The sequence below is a fragment of the Alicyclobacillus sp. SP_1 genome (genome assembly GCF_024706985.1).
GTDB lineage: Bacteria > Bacillota > Bacilli > Alicyclobacillales > Alicyclobacillaceae > Alicyclobacillus_I.
In genome coordinates, this window is record NZ_JAMCCX010000039.1 from 23720 (window position 1) to 40220 (window position 16501).

General features: G+C 55.5%; 15 protein-coding genes. 5 read left to right on the forward strand and 10 right to left on the reverse strand.

Going from position 1 to position 16501, the window contains the following annotated elements; all coding sequences use genetic code 11:
• Positions 1–44: 44 nt before the first annotated feature.
• From M4I36_RS10690 to M4I36_RS10705, 4 genes are all read right to left on the reverse strand, one after another.
• Positions 45–617, reverse strand: a complete 573-nt coding sequence (locus M4I36_RS10690; protein ID WP_258111729.1) for a GNAT family N-acetyltransferase — start codon at positions 615–617, stop codon at positions 45–47.
• A gap of 92 nt (positions 618–709) precedes the next feature.
• A complete protein-coding gene (locus tag M4I36_RS10695; RefSeq protein ID WP_258111730.1) occupies positions 710–1195 on the reverse strand; it encodes a hypothetical protein in 486 nt (161 codons plus the stop codon).
• Positions 1196–1352: 157 nt separating this feature from the next.
• The gene (locus M4I36_RS10700; protein ID WP_258111731.1) at positions 1353–3494 is read right to left on the reverse strand and encodes an ATP-dependent helicase; all 2142 of its coding nucleotides are present in this window, start codon (positions 3492–3494) and stop codon (positions 1353–1355) included.
• 96 nt (positions 3495–3590) lie between these two features.
• Entirely contained in the window at positions 3591–5459 is a 1869-nt protein-coding gene (locus M4I36_RS10705; protein ID WP_258111732.1) for an AMP-dependent synthetase/ligase, read from the reverse strand.
• A 144-nt stretch (positions 5460–5603) separates the two neighbouring features.
• On the opposite strand from M4I36_RS10705, the gene M4I36_RS10710 reads away from it, so the two are divergent.
• From M4I36_RS10710 to M4I36_RS10720, 3 genes are all read left to right on the forward strand, one after another.
• On the forward strand, positions 5604–6122 hold the full coding sequence (locus M4I36_RS10710) for a DJ-1/PfpI family protein (RefSeq protein WP_258111733.1): 519 nt from the start codon (positions 5604–5606) through the stop codon (positions 6120–6122).
• Between the two features lie 9 nt (positions 6123–6131).
• The gene (locus tag M4I36_RS10715) at positions 6132–6530 is read left to right on the forward strand and encodes a hypothetical protein (RefSeq protein ID WP_258111734.1); all 399 of its coding nucleotides are present in this window, start codon (positions 6132–6134) and stop codon (positions 6528–6530) included.
• Between the two features lie 243 nt (positions 6531–6773).
• On the forward strand, positions 6774–7322 hold the full coding sequence (locus M4I36_RS10720; RefSeq protein WP_258111735.1) for a L,D-transpeptidase: 549 nt from the start codon (positions 6774–6776) through the stop codon (positions 7320–7322).
• A gap of 84 nt (positions 7323–7406) precedes the next feature.
• On the opposite strand, the gene M4I36_RS10725 is transcribed toward M4I36_RS10720, so the two are convergent.
• From M4I36_RS10725 to M4I36_RS10745, 5 genes are read right to left on the reverse strand one after another with little or no spacing between them, the layout of a single operon-like run.
• Entirely contained in the window at positions 7407–8612 is a 1206-nt protein-coding gene (locus tag M4I36_RS10725; RefSeq protein WP_258111736.1) for an acyl-CoA dehydrogenase family protein, read from the reverse strand.
• Positions 8609–9880, reverse strand: a complete 1272-nt coding sequence (locus M4I36_RS10730) for an MFS transporter (RefSeq protein ID WP_258111737.1) — start codon at positions 9878–9880, stop codon at positions 8609–8611. The genes M4I36_RS10725 and M4I36_RS10730 overlap by 4 nt, the downstream gene beginning before the upstream one ends.
• Complete coding sequence (locus M4I36_RS10735) at positions 9870–11381, reverse strand: carboxypeptidase M32 (protein WP_258111738.1); 1512 nt, start codon at positions 11379–11381, stop codon at positions 9870–9872. The genes M4I36_RS10730 and M4I36_RS10735 overlap by 11 nt, the downstream gene beginning before the upstream one ends.
• Positions 11378–12301, reverse strand: coding sequence for a sulfurtransferase (locus M4I36_RS10740; protein WP_258111739.1), 924 nt, complete (start codon positions 12299–12301; stop codon positions 11378–11380). The genes M4I36_RS10735 and M4I36_RS10740 overlap by 4 nt, the downstream gene beginning before the upstream one ends.
• Position 12302: 1 nt before the next feature.
• Positions 12303–13112 carry an SDR family NAD(P)-dependent oxidoreductase gene (locus M4I36_RS10745; protein ID WP_258111740.1) on the reverse strand — a complete coding sequence of 270 codons (810 nt, stop codon included), beginning with the start codon at positions 13110–13112 and terminating at the stop codon, positions 12303–12305.
• Positions 13113–13388: 276 nt separating this feature from the next.
• Between M4I36_RS10745 and M4I36_RS10750 the strand changes: the two genes are divergently transcribed.
• Together M4I36_RS10750 and M4I36_RS10755 are read left to right on the forward strand one after the other, a co-directional pair.
• Positions 13389–13826, forward strand: coding sequence for a hypothetical protein (locus tag M4I36_RS10750; RefSeq protein WP_258111741.1), 438 nt, complete (start codon positions 13389–13391; stop codon positions 13824–13826).
• A 229-nt stretch (positions 13827–14055) separates the two neighbouring features.
• Complete coding sequence (locus tag M4I36_RS10755) at positions 14056–15459, forward strand: FAD-binding oxidoreductase (RefSeq protein WP_258111742.1); 1404 nt, start codon at positions 14056–14058, stop codon at positions 15457–15459.
• An 86-nt stretch (positions 15460–15545) separates the two neighbouring features.
• Here the strand turns inward: M4I36_RS10755 and M4I36_RS10760 are convergent, their stop codons facing one another.
• Positions 15546–16457, reverse strand: a complete 912-nt coding sequence (locus M4I36_RS10760) for a hypothetical protein (protein ID WP_258111743.1) — start codon at positions 16455–16457, stop codon at positions 15546–15548.
• Positions 16458–16501 lie beyond the last annotated feature (44 nt).

The window sequence follows — 16501 nt, forward strand, 5'->3', positions numbered from 1 at the left end:
CTATGGCCAACTCGCACACAAAAATGCGGAGCAAAGGGGAATCCTCAAGTCAGCTGTTTCTGAAAGGCTATGGTATTTGGCTCGATTTGAAACACTTCACGAAAACCTAGTTGCCGCGTAAACTGCAGACTCGGTTCATTATTCGCTTGAACGAATACCTCTAGTACGCGAATCCCCTGGTTTTTCGCATTTTTTTCAATTTGCTCCATGACGGCCGTACCAATTCCCGAGGACTGGTGGTCAGGCTGAATGACCATGGCGGATATGTGCATCTTGTCTGCAGGGCCAATGAGATACGAGTAGTATCCAATTTTCTGGCCATTCTGCTCAATGATGAACGTCGGAGCACCAGACCGAATGTACTGCAAAAATTGCACTTCTGGAAACGGTTCGCCGAACGCGCCTTCGTGCACTGCTCCGAGCTGACGTTGCGTCAATGCCACAATGTACGAATCATCTTCCGGCCTTCTCGGACGCAGATGAAATTCAGGCAACGGCGATGTCTTGATGGCCGCTTTGACAGGACGCTTTGCCTGCTTGGCGGTCCCTAGTGCTCGACGTCTCTGCTTGGCACTCGCTTGCTTCATACCTGCAACCCGCTTCTTCGCTTGCTGCATCTGTTGTGACCTCCTTCGCGGAACCATTCACAACAGACTATGCACGCATATAGGCGATGGTCCATCTCTTGGGGCCAACGGACACAATTCTCTTAAGACTTCGTCCGCAGCCAATTCCGCCAAGAGCGAGTCCCTTTTTTCGAGACACTCGATGAACTTGATTTGTCTTTGCCCGATTTTTTGGCAGACGTTTTGGAGCCAATGGCAATGACATTTCCGATGTAGTTGCCGGCGATATCCATTTTGTACTTTCGATTAATCTCTATTTTTTCGTATTCTTGCTTCGTTGTCTGAAATGTCACAGTCTGCATGCGACTCATCTGCATGCCTTTCATCGCCTGCGAAACATTGACCCGTCCCACCACTTGATAGGTCTTGAAACGAGTGAATTTCCTCCATCCAGACTTCGGCCGCTCTCGCACAGTCTTTTTATTCAGCACAAATACTTCGTGCCGCTCTTTCATCGCCGTGTACTGCTCATCAAATGCTTTCTGCTTGCGCCGACTGTAAAAGAATAGCCACAGATACAGACCTATCAGGACTGCCATCACCAGCCCGAGAACAATCCAATACAACACACCGAGTGCCTCCTGACGTCGTTACCTGAAATCACTTCACTGCCTGATGACTGTCCTCTGATTCCCTCGTACGTTCGACTCAAACGGCGCCTACGGCCGCTCGTTTGGAATCATTGTATCACGCCGCACAGTCCCACAACAGAGCCCTTGGCTAGAGTCAATTCGCGGGTCTTGCATATCGCTTTGGATAGGTTTTCAGACCAACGGACGGATGGCACATGACCGTCAGCTCCACTTCTTTGCCTTCCTCTCCGGCATGCACCTCGAGAACTACTCCTTGTCCGTATTGAGGATGCGCTACACGGTCTCCCGGAACAAATGAATAGAGTGCGTCATTCGTCAGCGCCACGCGCTGCACCAGCGACTCCGGCAACTCCTGAAGAAAACGTGATGGCTCGCGGAGCGAAATTTGTCCAAAGACCGACCGCTCCGAACAGTGCGTCAGATGCAGTTTGTCTTTCGCTCTCGTGATGGCAACGTAACAGAGATTGCGCTCTTCTTCAATGCCGCGGTCATCGTCCATCGAGCGGACATGCGGAAACAGCGTCTCCTCCATGCCAACTAAAAATACGGTGTGGAATTCCAGCCCTTTGCTTGCATGAACGGTCATCAAACGTACACTATTCTGCTCTTTGCCTTTGTCCTTGTCGACATCACTGAGCAGAGACACCTCTGCCAAGAACTCCGACACAGTGCCACCCCGGCGTCTGTCAAAAGATTGCGTGACGTTCAACAACTCGTCGATGTTCTCGAGGCGCTGCACATCTTCCGATTTTCGACTTTGTGCGTACATCTCCCGATATCCGGTGCTGTGCAGGACCTCGGCGAGAAATTCCGTGACAGTCATACCCTCCATCCACAATGTCAATTCGAGCATTCTTTGTTGAAACTCTAAAGCTGCCTCTGCTGCTTTTTCCGTCAATCCTAATTCGCGTCCGCGTCCCAGCGCGTCCAGGACCGTGATGTTTTGCTCGTGCGCAAAATCGATGACTTTACCCATCGCCCCGTCTCCAAGTCCGCGCTTTGGAGTATTGACGATGCGCAACAGCGAAATTTCGTCTTTCGGATTGACAAGAACTCGCAAATACGCAAAGACGTCTTTAATCTCGCGCCGATCGTAAAACGTCAACCCTCCGACAATGGTATAAGGAATTCCTGCTTTCATGAGCGCTTCCTCGAGAACTCGAGACTGCGCGTTGGCGCGGTAAAGAACCGCACAATCTCCAGGTTGTCCACCGTCTTTTACGTGCATGAGAATGCTGTCCGCGACATAGGTCGCCTCCGCTTCTCCGTCGCTGAATGAGGCAATAGTGATGGGTTCGCCACCATCGCGGACTGCGCGCAGGCGCTTGTCTTTGCGCCTCAAATTATTCTGTATGAGTGCGTTCGCTGCATCGAGAATCACCTGTGTGGAGCGATAATTGTTTTCCAGGAGAATGACCTTTGCTTCCGGATAGTCTTGCTCAAACCGCATCATGTTCTCAATATCTGCACCGCGCCAGGCGTAAATAGCCTGGTCTGAATCGCCGACTGCACAGAGATTCTGAAATTTGCCCGACAATAGCTTGACCAACTCATACTGGGCTCGATTGGTGTCTTGATATTCATCAATGTGGACATAGCGAAACTTGTCTTGATATTTGTCACGCACCTGTTCATGCTCATGAAGCAAACGAACCGTGAGCCCAATCAAGTCGTCGAAGTCCATGCTCGAAGCGGCAAAAAGCCGGCGCTGATAAATAGGGAAAACGTCCCGGGCGACCACTTCCGCTAAGTTTTTCGAAGCATTGGCAACAGGCAGAGAGCTTTCTGAACGAAGCTCATTTTTCCAGCGAGAAATGGCGAAGTGGACTGCAGCGGGATCGAACTTTTTCGGGTCGTAATGAAGGTCGAGCATCGCTTGAGAAATAGCTGTCCGCTGGTCCTCTGCATCGAGAATGGTGAAATTGAGGTCATACCCTAAACGGTCACCATCCCGGCGCAAAATCTTGACGCATACCGAATGGAACGTTCCCATCCACAGGTCACTGGCTGCTTTTCCAACCAATTGCTGCACGCGCTGCTGCATTTCCTTCGCTGCTTTGTTGGTGAACGTGATGGCCAGTAAATGGTGCAAGGGCACGCCTTGATGCAAGATGAGATGGGCAATCCGGCGTGTGAGCACGCTCGTCTTGCCACTACCAGCGCCGGCAACGACCAAAACTGGACCGTCCACGGTCTCGACGGCTAGTCGTTGTTCTCGATTCAGTCCGCGCATCAACTCAGACGGAGACATCGCTTCCCGCGCATCTGCTTTCATTCCATCGCCACTCCTTGCTCACCCTGACTCTAGAGGCTCTGCGAGCCTCTAGAATAGCACGCGGTCGCGACGATGAGAAGAAGCTAGAAGTCCCATTTAGCCTTCGGCGCTTTGGCTCTCTGCCTGTTCATACATGTGCTGAATCGCGTCTGAGTACGCAGCCAGAATCTGCTTTCCACGTGGTTTGAGCGTCGGCGTGAGCAACCCGTTGTCGATGCTGAATGGCGCATCGGCGAGTAGAATTTTTTTCGGTCGTTCAAAGTTCGCGTACGATGCCGTGCGCGTGCGGACTTCTGCTTCCAGCAGATCCATCACCGCCTTGTTGGTCGACCAGAGCTCTCTCGCCACATTCACACCGAGCTGCTTCAAATAAGTTTCTATGGCCTCTTCGGCTGGCGCAATCAAAACCGTCACAAACTTGCGGTTTTGGCCGAGCAAAAGAGCATAGTCGATATAAGGACTTTGCATGATGTCGCTTTCCAAAGGAGCAGGAGTGACTTTCTTACCGGTGGAGAGAACTAAAAGATTTTTCTTGCGGTCGACAATTTTCAGGTACCCATCCGTGTCTAATTCGCCAATATCTCCCGTCTTCAACCATTCCCCGTCAAACGCTTCAGCCGTCGCCGCCTCATCCAAATAATAGCCGGAGGTGACGCTCTCCCCGCGCACCAACAATTCACCGTCGCTGGCAAAGCGAATGTCTACGTTGGGAATGACTTTGCCAACCGTGCCAAGCCGCGGCGCTTCGGCTGAGTTGACGGCGACCACCGGCGAAGTCTCGGTCATGCCGTAACCTTCGACCGTGACCACTCCCGCCGCCATCATAAATTGCCCAGTCTGCCGCGCCATCGGCGCGCCGCCTACCACCACGAAGCGAATTCGCCCGCCCAGAGCGGCGCGGATGCGCGAGAGTACAGCGCGATCGTACAGAGAAAACCACATCCCTTGAGGCTTTCCATCCACGCGCACTGCAGCGCCGTTGCGAACGGCCCGCTCAAACAAAGCATGTTTCCACTTCGACTGCAGCGCCTCTTTGCGCGCTGCCTCTTCGACTTTTTCCAGGAGACGTGGAACCGTGGTCAGAATGGTCGGCGGCATCAGGAGAAAGTCTTCCGACATGTACCGAAATCCTCGCGAGTAAACTATCTGGGCACCAGCCATCAGGACCGCAAATTGTCCGCAGGTACGCTCGAAAATGTGTGAGAGAGGTAGATAAGACAAGGTCCGATCCGTCGCTTGCAACGGCACCACAGCGCGAATCCCGCTCAGGTTGGCGAGCAAGTTGGCGTGGCTTAACTGAACCCCTTTAGGAACGCCTGTGGTTCCCGATGTGTAGACAATGGTCGCCATATTCGTGCGTTGTAGGGCCTGCATGCGCTGCTCTATCAACGCTTCTGTGGCCGTCGATACGGTCTCGTTCAGCCAATCGGAGTAGAGTTGATAGTCTGCTGGCAGTGAAGGCGGAGTGACGATGGCTCCATCCAGCTGAACGATGAATTCACACAGCCCAACCTCTGCCCGAGCAGCCTCAGACACAACGTCGGTCGCCGATTCCGACGCGGCATAACGCTCCGCATTGAGGGCTTCCGCCAACTTCGCCAATTGTTTGGCGTTTTCGACAAAAATCCCACGCATACCAGAATGGCGCACAATGTGCTGCACCTGATTGCTCGGAATGCTTGGATAAATAGGAACTGTCACCGCACCGACGGACAAAATGGCGAGATCGGCAATGGGCCACCAAGAACGGCCATCGGCGAGAATGCCGACACGGTCTCCAGCCTCCACGCCTCGCTTCAACAATTGTCCGGCCACGCGCAGAACAGCGTCCCAAAACTCCTGATAGGAGTAGGTTTTGAATTCGTTTTCAGAAAGCATATCGGTGAGCGCTGGTGCATCTGGAGAAGCGAGCACTGTCCGCCGAACCAAATCTGGTAGAGATGTACATTCATCAGGCTGCTGCATGAGGGAAGTCCTCCTCGTAAAATGCTCTGTATCTCTGATTAAAGCAGTTAAAATGACACTATGTCAAGGATACACAGCAAAGTCCCGAATGACAATTTGTGCCGAACCGTGTACCATGCTCTTAGACAAAGGTGGGGTGCGGGGATGAAGGCTGCGTTGATGGCCTTGGAAGGTTGCTCTCTGTGGCAGACAGGGCAACTGGCGAGGGTTTTGGTGAAAAACGATTGGCGAGTACGCACGCTGACGCTGCAGGGCTCTCCGATAGCCACGGATGGGGGACAGCGCATCGTCTCCGATGGCAAGCTGGAAGAAGCCGTCGCCATGGAGTACAACATGGTCCTGCTCCCTGGTGGAGATTATGCGACCGCATCCGTATTCAATGCGCACGCGATGCGCTTCTTACGACAGGCTGATGGGCACAACGCCTGGATTGCAGCCACCGGTAGAGGCGTGGCCTTGCTTGCCGCCGCCGGCATGCTGGGCGGCCTACGAGTCGCCGTGGACGAACCAACCAAGATAGCGTTTCCCACACTGTTCACAAACATGCGCTTGGTGATGGGCAAGGCGGCTGTGGACGGTAACATTGTCACTGCCCACGCAACGGCTGATGCCGAGGTGACAGAGGCGGTTGCCAAATACGTGCGACTCCTGACAACGCTGTGAGAAAGGGTGATGAAAGTGCGTAAAATGAACCTCATCTGGATTCTCCTCATTATTGCCGCGGTCATTTTCTTCCGTTTGCGCGTCACACCATCCATCGCGCTTCCCGAACACTTCACAAAACAGGGCAAAGAGGTGCTGATTCCGGTGCAACTCGCCGACATTCCGCTGAAGGGAGAGGCATGGGCTCTGTCGAAAAATTCGACTGGCAAGGTGTTTGTCAGCGCCTACAAAAACGACCGCGTGGTTCGCGTCTTCACGAGCAGCGGATTGGCCGAACGAGAACCGAGCGGCGTCAACTATGTAACGAACGGCACGATTCACCTAGGCCATGTGCTCTATCAAGCAACTTCGATTCACCTGAACGCGTCTGGAAAGTCGGGATACATTGTGTTCGAACCGGTCGCTTGACCAACCCGCCGTTTCCGGCGTGTCGCCTGTCTCGATAAATGAACCTTTGAGTCCTTTGGACTCTATCTTCTAGAACACCAGGCGGCTTCGTCGTTGCTCCTTGACCCCGTTCTGAGACTTCCGTATGAATTTCCTCGAAAGATACAAACTGGGGAGAGACGAAACAGGAGAACAGGAGAACAGGAGAACAGGAGAACAGGAGAACAGGAGAACAGGAGAACAGGAGAACAGGAGAACAAGACGTTGCCGAGACACAAGCGCTGGACCGTGACCAAAAGTCTTCAAAACATCATAAACCAAAAAGAGAGTGGAAAGCTACGCACGCGAACGGGGGCGACCCTCGGTGCCTACCTCGCGACTTGCTTTGCCACTCTCTTTTGCCCGATGGTCGCTGATGCGGCCGCCAGCCACAACGAAGCGCTGTGGATTGACGTTTCCGTCGCCAAGCAAAGGGTGTACATCCATCGCGGTCAGACCATTCTTGCGTCGATGCGAGCCTCCACAGGACGCGACGACGAGACGCCAAAAGGTCACTTCCACATTCAACGCGAACGGGGAACCTGGTTTTACTCGAACTCTTACCAAGAAGGCGCAAAATATTGGATTTCCTTCAAAAACCACGGTGAGTTTTTATTTCACAGCGTTCCCATGGACAGACATCAGCACGTCCTTGCAGCGGGCGCCGCCGAACTCGGCTCTCCAGCGTCGCACGGATGCGTCCGCGTCTCCATTCCGGATGCGTTGTGGCTGTATCAACACATTCCGGTGGGAACGGACGTGTACATTCACTGAAGTGCAGCTCGCCACTGAAGTCCGGCCTGCCACCGAAATGATACCTGCGGCGTACCTCCATCGATGGCCCCCATCCAAACATGCCTAGTCTGGCTTCGCGAAAGCGCTCGGCTCACCTTCGACGCTGCCCACGGCAACATTCGCCAGCGTCTTCAGGGCGACATCATCCATCGGCGGATTGTGCAACCCGGCCCGGACGTCGCGATAGAGGCGTTCGAGCGTACCATCGCGAGACAAGCTCTTGGCGCCCACCACACGCATGGCCAAATCGACGACTTCTATAGCCGTGTTGGTCGCTAGCACTTTAACGGCACCCAACTCCGGTCGGAGCGCACGCCGGTCTTCTGCGGACGCTTCGTCAAAGCGACGAGCGAGATCGTACATCAGCGTGCGCGCCGTCAGCAGTTTCAACTCCATCTGCCCGATTTTTTCCTCCACGTGTGGAACTTTAGCAATCGGATGCGGCAGGCTGTTGGGCTGATACGTTGCCGCATAGCGAACAGCGATATCTCGCGCATGCATGGCGACCCCCAAGTAGCAAGCGGGAATGTGCAGCATCCAACCTCCGCCGTCCGCTCCACGCTTTGAGCGTTGCCCCGGAGCCAGCCGTGCCACGAGTCGATGCGCCGGGACAAATGCGCCGTCGAGAACGACATCGTGACTGCCAGTGGAGCGCATCCCCATCATGTTCCAGGTCTCAACAACATGAATGTCCTTCCGAGTGAGCAAAAATTCACCGATGTCGTCCGAATCGCGAATGCCCGCAGTCACCAAAATCCAGTCGAGTTCCGGCGAGAGCGTGCTGAACGTTTTGCGCCCGCTGATTTCAAAGCCTCCATCGACCGCGCGCGCAGTCGTCTGGGGGCGGCCGCCGCGACTTGGACTGCCCGTCGCCGGTTCTGTCGCCAAGGAGTTGATGAGATACCCATGCTCAACCGCAGAGCGCGCCACCTCCTCAAAAAGCGCCGGTGGAAACGCCTGGCTTGAACGCAAATTGAGCAGCAATCCAACATGCCAGCCAATGGAAAGCGCGGTCGATCCGTCACCACGCGCCAAAGTCTCCTGATGGACCACCATTTCCTGTAAAGAGAGACCGAGCCCACCGAACTCTATCGGCGCAGTCCAACCAGGGTAGCCGAGATGTCGCAAATCGGCGATGTTTTCGTGCGGAAACGAGCCGTCCTCGTCGTGCTGCCGCGCTCGCAGAGAAAACTGTTCCGCCAGTTCACGAACGCGAAGCCGGCGGGCAGCTGCATCTGCACTCGGTACAAACCACTCCTCCCGATTCAAACAGACCAACCTCCTTCCGGAACGCGTTGGCGCTCCTTAATGAACGAACTGCCGATGACTCCGCACAAACTGAACGCCACTGGCACCAGAAAGGCCAAGACATAGGCGTGGGAAGCAGTTCCGTGAGATTTACCGAGATCGAACAATGCCCCAAAGAGAATGGGCAAGAGCACGGCTGACAAAAAGCCTCCCGTATTCGCGAAACCCGACGTCACGCCGGACCGGGCAGGTGGCGTCTGGTCGCGAATCACTGCAAACGTGAGTAGCGACCCGCCAGAGCCAAAACCGAGCAAGAACATCAACGCATACGACACCCATCGAGGCGGATGGCCGTCAAACAGCGGCACCATCATCCAGGACAGACAGACGAGGACTTGGACGACGATGTAGGTGCCGCGCCGTGAACCGAGACGGTCGGTGAGCATACCCACAAACGGTCCACCGATTAGAGCTCCGATGAAGGACGCGAGCGTAAAAGTAGTCGCGGTCGCGCGACTAGCGTCATAGGTAGCGCGAAAAAAAGGGACCGCCCACAGCCCGACGAAACCGATATACGTCCCAACGGTCGCAAAGTGACAAAAAAACGTAGCCCACGCATTGCGGTCACGCACGACAAGACGCATCGTCTTACCAACAGGAACATACTCCAAATGCACGCCGGGCGCTTTGGAAGGCGCATCGGTTCGAATGACAACAAAGTTCGCGACGGCGGTCAACATCAAAAGGCCCGCCAGTACCACGAAAGGAATGCGCCAACCCTCGGCCGCCGTCCAAGCAGCAAAGGGAATGGTCGTCAGCAGGGCGCCAATGTTGCCTGCAGTGGACACAACGCCGAGTAACGCCCCGAATTGACTCGGCAGGAAGACCCTCGCGAGAATCAAGACGATGTTCACCCAAATCAAGGCATCGCCAAGACCCACCACTGCCCGGCCGACCAACAGAACAGCAAAGCTGTGCGCGGTTGCAAAGAGAAGGGTGCCCACACCATCCAAAAACACTCCGGCTGCAAGCAAGCGTTCGGGACGATACTTGTCGCCGGACAGGCCGACCGGAATTTGCAACAACATGTAGAGAAGGTATTGAATACTCGTCATCGTGCCGAGCACCGCCGCATTGACGTGGAACGTCTCCTTGAGCGTGCCCGACACCACTCCTGGACCAGTCCGCTGCATGTACGCCAGGAGGTACGACAGACTTAGCAAAAAAGCGATGAAGAACGGCCGTGACAGACGTAGGTTGCGCACTCCGCGGCCAATCTTAGAGTTCATAGATCTCCGTCATTTTTTCCGTCAGGTAGGCCACCAAGTATTTGCTGTCAAGCGGCTCGCCGGAGGCCTGCTCCACCAATTCGGTCGGCATCAACATACGACCGTGACGATGAATGTGTTCCGTCAGCCACTCGCGGATAGGGGCTATCTCGCCCGCACGGACGCAATCGTGATAGTCAGGCAGGTCTCTCAACAAGGCATGTCGAAATTGCGCGGCATACAAATTGCCAAGCGCGTATGTGGGAAAGTAACCGAAGTCTCCGGCAGACCAGTGGACATCCTGAAGAACGCCATGCGCATCGTCCGGCGGCGTGATGCCAAGATAGTCTTGCATCTTTTCCGTCCACAGCCGCGGCAGGTCTCCGACCTCATGCTGACCGTCAAACAGCCCTTTCTCCAACTCGTAGCGAATCATGATGTGGAGGTTGTAGGTCAACTCGTCTGCATCAATGCGAATGAGTGACGGTTTAACATGATTGGCCGCTCGGTACACGTCCTCAAGCGTCGGATGGTCAAGAAGGTCAGCAAACGCGCTGTGAAACTCCGGAAATGCCGCTTCCCAAAACTCGCGGGAGCGCCCGAGCATGTTTTCCACAAACCGCGACTGAGACTCGTGAATGCCCATCGACGCGCCCTGCGACAGCGGTGTGTTGACAAAATCGGTCGAGATATTCTGCTCGTAGAGAGCATGACCCCCTTCATGCAGGGTGCTGTAGAGGGCGTTCAACACATCGTCCTCCACGTACTTCGTGGTCACCCGCACATCAAAGCGATTGATGGTGGTTTCAAACGGATGCGCCGTTTCGTCGACGCGACCCGATTGGAAGTCATAGCCGATTTTCCGCAGCATGGCCAGCCCAAATTCGTGCTGTAGCGGTACTGGCACTGGTCTTTTCAAAGTCTCCGGGTAGGTGCCAAATCCTTTTTCGACGATCCGCTGCAGCAACTGCACCGTCTCGTCGCGAAGCGACGCGAAGACTGGGTCTAGTTCAGCCACGGTCAAACCCGGCTCATAGGCGTGCATCAGCGCATTGTATCGATGGCCATGCCAGCCCCAGTAGTAAATAAATTCCTTTTTAAGGGCGACCAACCGCTCCAAATACGGTCGAAGCAAAGAAAAGTTAGATGCCTTTTTGGCATCTACCCAGACAGACTGAGCTTGGGCCGCGAGCACGACATACTCGTGAAATTTGGCAGACGGAATTTTCACATCGCGGTCATAGTCGTCTTGGACGACCCGCACGAGCGCAGCATCCGCGGCCGAAAGTTCACCAGAAGCCCGGGCCGAGCCGAGTTCTGCCAACATGGCAGCAAGTTCTGGTGACGTCTGCAAGCGGAAAATCTCATCTGCCACGGTGCCCATCGCCTCGGCCCGAAGAGCATGTCCCTGCCGCGGCGCACCTGTGCGCAAATCCCATTCCATGAGACGGCGCGCCTCCATAAAGTGGTCCGTCTTTTTTAGCAAATCCCGAAACGCCTGCAGCGTCTTCGCGAGTGTCAACGCCCTCTCCCCTTTTCCGATACATCTGCAATCCCTGTGGCGATGGGAGCTTCGTCCCATGTGATGTAGTCACTCCAACTACCCGCATACAAGCGCGCATCCGGTTTGCCCGCCAGTGCGAGCGCATAGAGCAACGAACAGGCCGTAACTCCCGACCCACAATACGCAATCACGGGCTCCTTCGCCAGCAGAGGCGCCGCAAACAAGGCCTGTAGCTGTTCCTGCGGCAACCACTTTCCATCGGTATCGAGCGCTTCTGTGTAAGGAAAACTATGGGCACCAGGGATATGTCCTGCCTTTTTATCGAGTGGCTCGACTTCTCCCCGGTAGCGCTCGGCGGCTCGAGCATCCAGTAAAAGACCCGGCTGCTCATTGGCAACGATGGCGGCGACGTCTTCATAATGGACCACCATCTGCGGTTGCACGCGAGCTACAAACGGTGCTGGCGAGGTGCCGGTTGCAGACGACCCTTGCGGCGTCTGCAGGTGCTTACTTTGCACCCTACCTGTCACCGTGTCTTGCCCCTCGCTGGTCAGTGCATACCCCGCCTGACGCCACGCAGGTAGCCCCCCATCGAGCAGGCGCACGTCGCGGTGCCCCAGATAACGAAGGATAAACCAGACGCGCGCCGCCATACCTTCGCCGCCGTCGTACGCCACGACCACGCTGTTCGAATGCACGCCAAGCCGCGTGAACAGTTCCTCCAAATGAGGCACTGAAGGCATCGGATGCCTCCCCCCGTGTGTGCCAACCGAGGTCGACAGGTCCTTTTCCAAATCCACAAACTGCGCCCCCGGAATGTGCCCTGCTGCGTACTCCAAGCGTCCCCAGTCCGGTTGCGACAGGCGATAGCGAACATCCAGCAAAACGAGGTTTGGGTTGTCTAGCTCCTGCTTTAACTCCTCGGCGCGAATTCGCATCTCACACCTCCTTGGCGGCTACCGGGCGGCGCGCCACACGGCCGCCGCTAGCCTGTGCAACGGGCCGCAACACGACCATGTCGATGTTGACGTGCTTTGGCCTGGTGGCTGCAAAGCGCACACAGTCCGCCACATCTTCCGCCGTTAGCGGTTGAACGCCTGCGTATACCTCGCTCGCCCGGCGAACGTCGCCGTGAAAGCGAACAACGGAGAATTCCGTCTCGACCATACCGGGATCGACCGTGGTGACACGCACTTGCTCTCCGAGCAACTCTTGGCGCAACGCGTCCGTGATGGCCCGAACAGCAAACTTACTGCCACAGTAGACGCTGCCCCCTGCATAAGCCTCATGTCCTGCGGTCGATCCGATGTTGATGATGTGACCATCTCCACTGCGGCGAATATTCGGCAGCAAGAGTCTCGTCATCCGCAACAGCCCCATGACGTTCGTCTCGAGCATGACCTGCCAATCCGACTCATCGCTGACATCGGCCACATGGGTCATGCCGCGAGCGAGGCCGGCGTTGTTGACCAGCACGTGAATTTGCGGAAATGCACTCCGCACTGCGTCCACAAACGCTGTCGCACTGTCTGGTGAGGTGACGTCAAGCGCGTGCAAAAATGGCCTCTGACCACTCGTCTCGGCGATGGACTCTGCCACTTGTGCCAGACGGTCGATGCGCCGAGCGCCGAGTGCGAGCCGAAACCCGGCACCTGCCAACGCTCTGGCAATCGCTTCGCCAATCCCTGAACTTGCTCCGGTCACGACGGCAACCCGTGACACGTCCCCATGAATTTCCTGCTGGCTCATCCGGACTCCTCCTCGCCACGCTATGTATGGAACACAAAATGCTCAACATGTCTCTCAATACGCCCGCAGAAAAAACACCTCAAGAGCGGTACCTCCCCATTGTAAACGAAGAAAGAGAAGAATCGAAAACTGGCGGAATAGAATATAATGAACGGGAGGGCACTCTTGTCACACAAAGCCCCTTTGGTCCGTCTAAAGAGAGAAAGCAACGATGGCCGACGCACACAGACAAAGAAACTGCGCGGCAGCCACGGTGTATGGAGAGGGGAAATTTCATTGACAACCACAGTTCTGCACTGGTATCGAATGGTGGGACAAGAACACCAGGACACGACGGACCAAAGACCTGCGTGCGAAATCATCACCTACGTCGAAGCGACCACCCCCAAACAGGCCCTACGCGAGTATGGAGGGCTGCACCGAGTTGTATCCATCGAAGGCAAGCTCCTAGTCATCGACTACCCAACCTCACCTGCCAAACTGGAACTTCTGCCAAAGCAATGGCACCCGCCAACGCTGTTGCCATTCCATCGCTCCCTCGATGAAAACACACTCGAGCGCTATCTACCGGCGACCCGTTATCTCTGCACGTGCGGAAAGATGCACATTTCCATCCACCCGTACGCGAGCGTCTGGTGCAGTTGCGGCAACAAAGCATTCCCCGTAGTTCCAAAAAACCAAGAGTGGACAGCAAGCGACTTTATCACGCATTGACCGCAGCTTCTTCGCGGTTACAATGGAGAAAACAGGCTCTGGTCAAACTTCTCACGGCCCGTCCCTGGATGGGACGGGACATGAAAAAGATTGAGGACGGGCAGAGTCACAAGGCTCTGCCCGGACTGTATCCCCACGCTACCATACGCAAATTTTCGCAAAGCTGCTCCGCCACTTACTGACAATAGGCCAACGTCCCTACCATTCTAATCTGGAGGAGGCACAAACTTTGGACGCGGAACTCCAGCAATCCTTGACCGCTCTGCTTGGCCGCGAGCGCGTCTCTTTTGGAGAAAGCATCGTCGACCTGCACAGCCGCGACGAATCGTACCACACCCCGCATCGACCAGACGCCGTCGTCTTTGCACAGAGCGAACACGATGTCGTTTCGACCGTCCACTTCGCCAGACAACACCGCATTCCACTCATTCCCTACGGTGCAGGAACTTCGCTCGAGGGTCACACCATCCCCGTGCGCGGCGGCATCACCATCGACTTTTCGCGCATGAACCGCATCCTCGAAATTCGTCCGGACGATTTTCTCGTTCACGTCCAGGCAGGCGTGACCCGGCAGCAATTGAATGATGCCTTGGGCCCACATGGCCTTTTCTTTCCGGTCGATCCCGGTGCCAACGCAACTCTTGGCGGCATGGCGGCATCGGGCGCCAGCGGAACTACGACCGTGCGCTATGGGACCATGCGCCACAATGTACGCAGCCTCTCCGTCGTTCTCGCCGATGGTTCGCTGCTTCAGACCGCTTCCTTAGCGTCTAAATCTTCTTCGGGCTACGCATTGACGCCACTCTTTGTCGGCAGTGAAGGTACCCTGGGTATTTTCACAAGCTTGTGGTTAACATGTTATGGTATTCCCACCAAAACAATCGCGGCGATTGCGGAATTCCCAAGCGTCGAAGCTTGTGTTCGCACGTCAACCGCCTTGATTGGCATTGGCCTGCCCGTCGTTCGCGTCGAGTTAATGACCCCCCGCTACCTCGCTGTTGTCAATCAACAACTCAACACGGACTACGAAGAAGTGCCGACGCTGTTTTTGGAGTTCTCGGGAACGCCGGAGTCACTCGCAGCAGACGTCGAACAAGCGTCCGCTATCGCCGAGGCCGAGGGTTGCACCCACTTTCATCATGTCAGTGAAGACGGGGCGCGACGCGCACTGTGGAATGCCCGACACAATGCGGCTTACGCAATGATTCACGCACATCCCGGCCTGAAACACATGTCGACAGACGTCTGTGTGCCTATCTCGCGGCTGCCGGAAGCGGTCCTTCACGCCGAACGATTGATAGACGAGTATCACATCCGCGGCGGATTGCTGGGACATGTGGGAGACGGGAATTTCCACGTCTCGATGATGGTACAACCAGCGGACCCACGGGAAATGCAAGAGGTGCAAGAATTTCATCATCGCATCGTCACTCACGCGTTGGCGCTTGAGGGAACCTGCACGGGAGAACACGGCGTGGGGCTCGGGAAGATGCGCTATCAAGAAGCAGAGCACGGAGCCGCTCTCGGGGCCATGTGGGCCATCAAAAATGCGCTCGACCCACTTGGCATTCTAAATCCGGGAAAGAAGTTGCCGCCCTTACCGGAACTGAATCTTACGCCCCAATGTTCATAATCATGGGCCGTTCGCGTTCAAAACAGTCCGAGTTTGAAACGGCTGGTCTTCAGCGCAAACTGGCTCAGCCCATCGGCGCCCAAAACTCACCGCTCCCACATCGAAGGAGGCAATTTCCCGACCGAGTCCAAAATCAGTTGATAAAGGTCCTTTTCAAGGGCCTCCTCGACGGACAAGCCCATGAGGGACGCGAGGTCCTCGAGACGATATCGCTCTTTTTGCAGCGTCCGCATCGACTTCTCCCACTGTTGCACATGAGGACCGTGGTAGTCGATGAGGACTTGCCACTTAGCGGGATCGACCCTTAGACAACACTCAAGCATATCGGTCACCACATCCACCGTCGCACCTTGGGCACCGCGCTCAAACAAGCGTTGCCGAAAGACCGTCTTAATCAGCGCCTCCTCCGAAAACTCCAGCAGGAAAGGCGGCATGATGTAGCCCACGGGTAGCTTGGCACGAGCGGCTTGCATCTGTTCCGCGCGGTCTTCTTTAGCCAGCCGAATGACGCGCCGGATGCGTTCCAGCTCTTCTTCGTATTCCGCCGGATTGCGCGCCTCGACTGGGAGCTCAAAGCCCCACGGAACATTCGCTCGCTGGCCACCAGCGATACGCGTCGGGCGCCCAACGGTATAGGTGACCATGTGGTCGTAGACCGGTTTGCCGATCCCGATGAACAGAAACAAGACCGTCTCTCCTCGAATGGGTTCATAGGAGTGCCCGGCAGACACCATGCTGCGCAAAAATCGGTCCGTATTGGCCATGTCCTTGTACTTGCCAAGATAGAGGCTGGCTTTAAACGCGGAGGAGAGTCTCTGCTCATCGGTGCTGCGCAAGGCAATGACGCGCCGATGCTGAACGACAGTCCAGCCATCGTCCACAAAGCATAGATTGATAAACTTTTCAATGTTGTCAAGATGTTCGGAAATAGGTACAACATCGTGCAAAAATTGCAAACGTGGATGACCTAAAATACTGTCCCTGTCTAAAGTAAACAAAAGAACTTCCTCCATTCGCGGCAAGACTCGTCCAAATCATACCG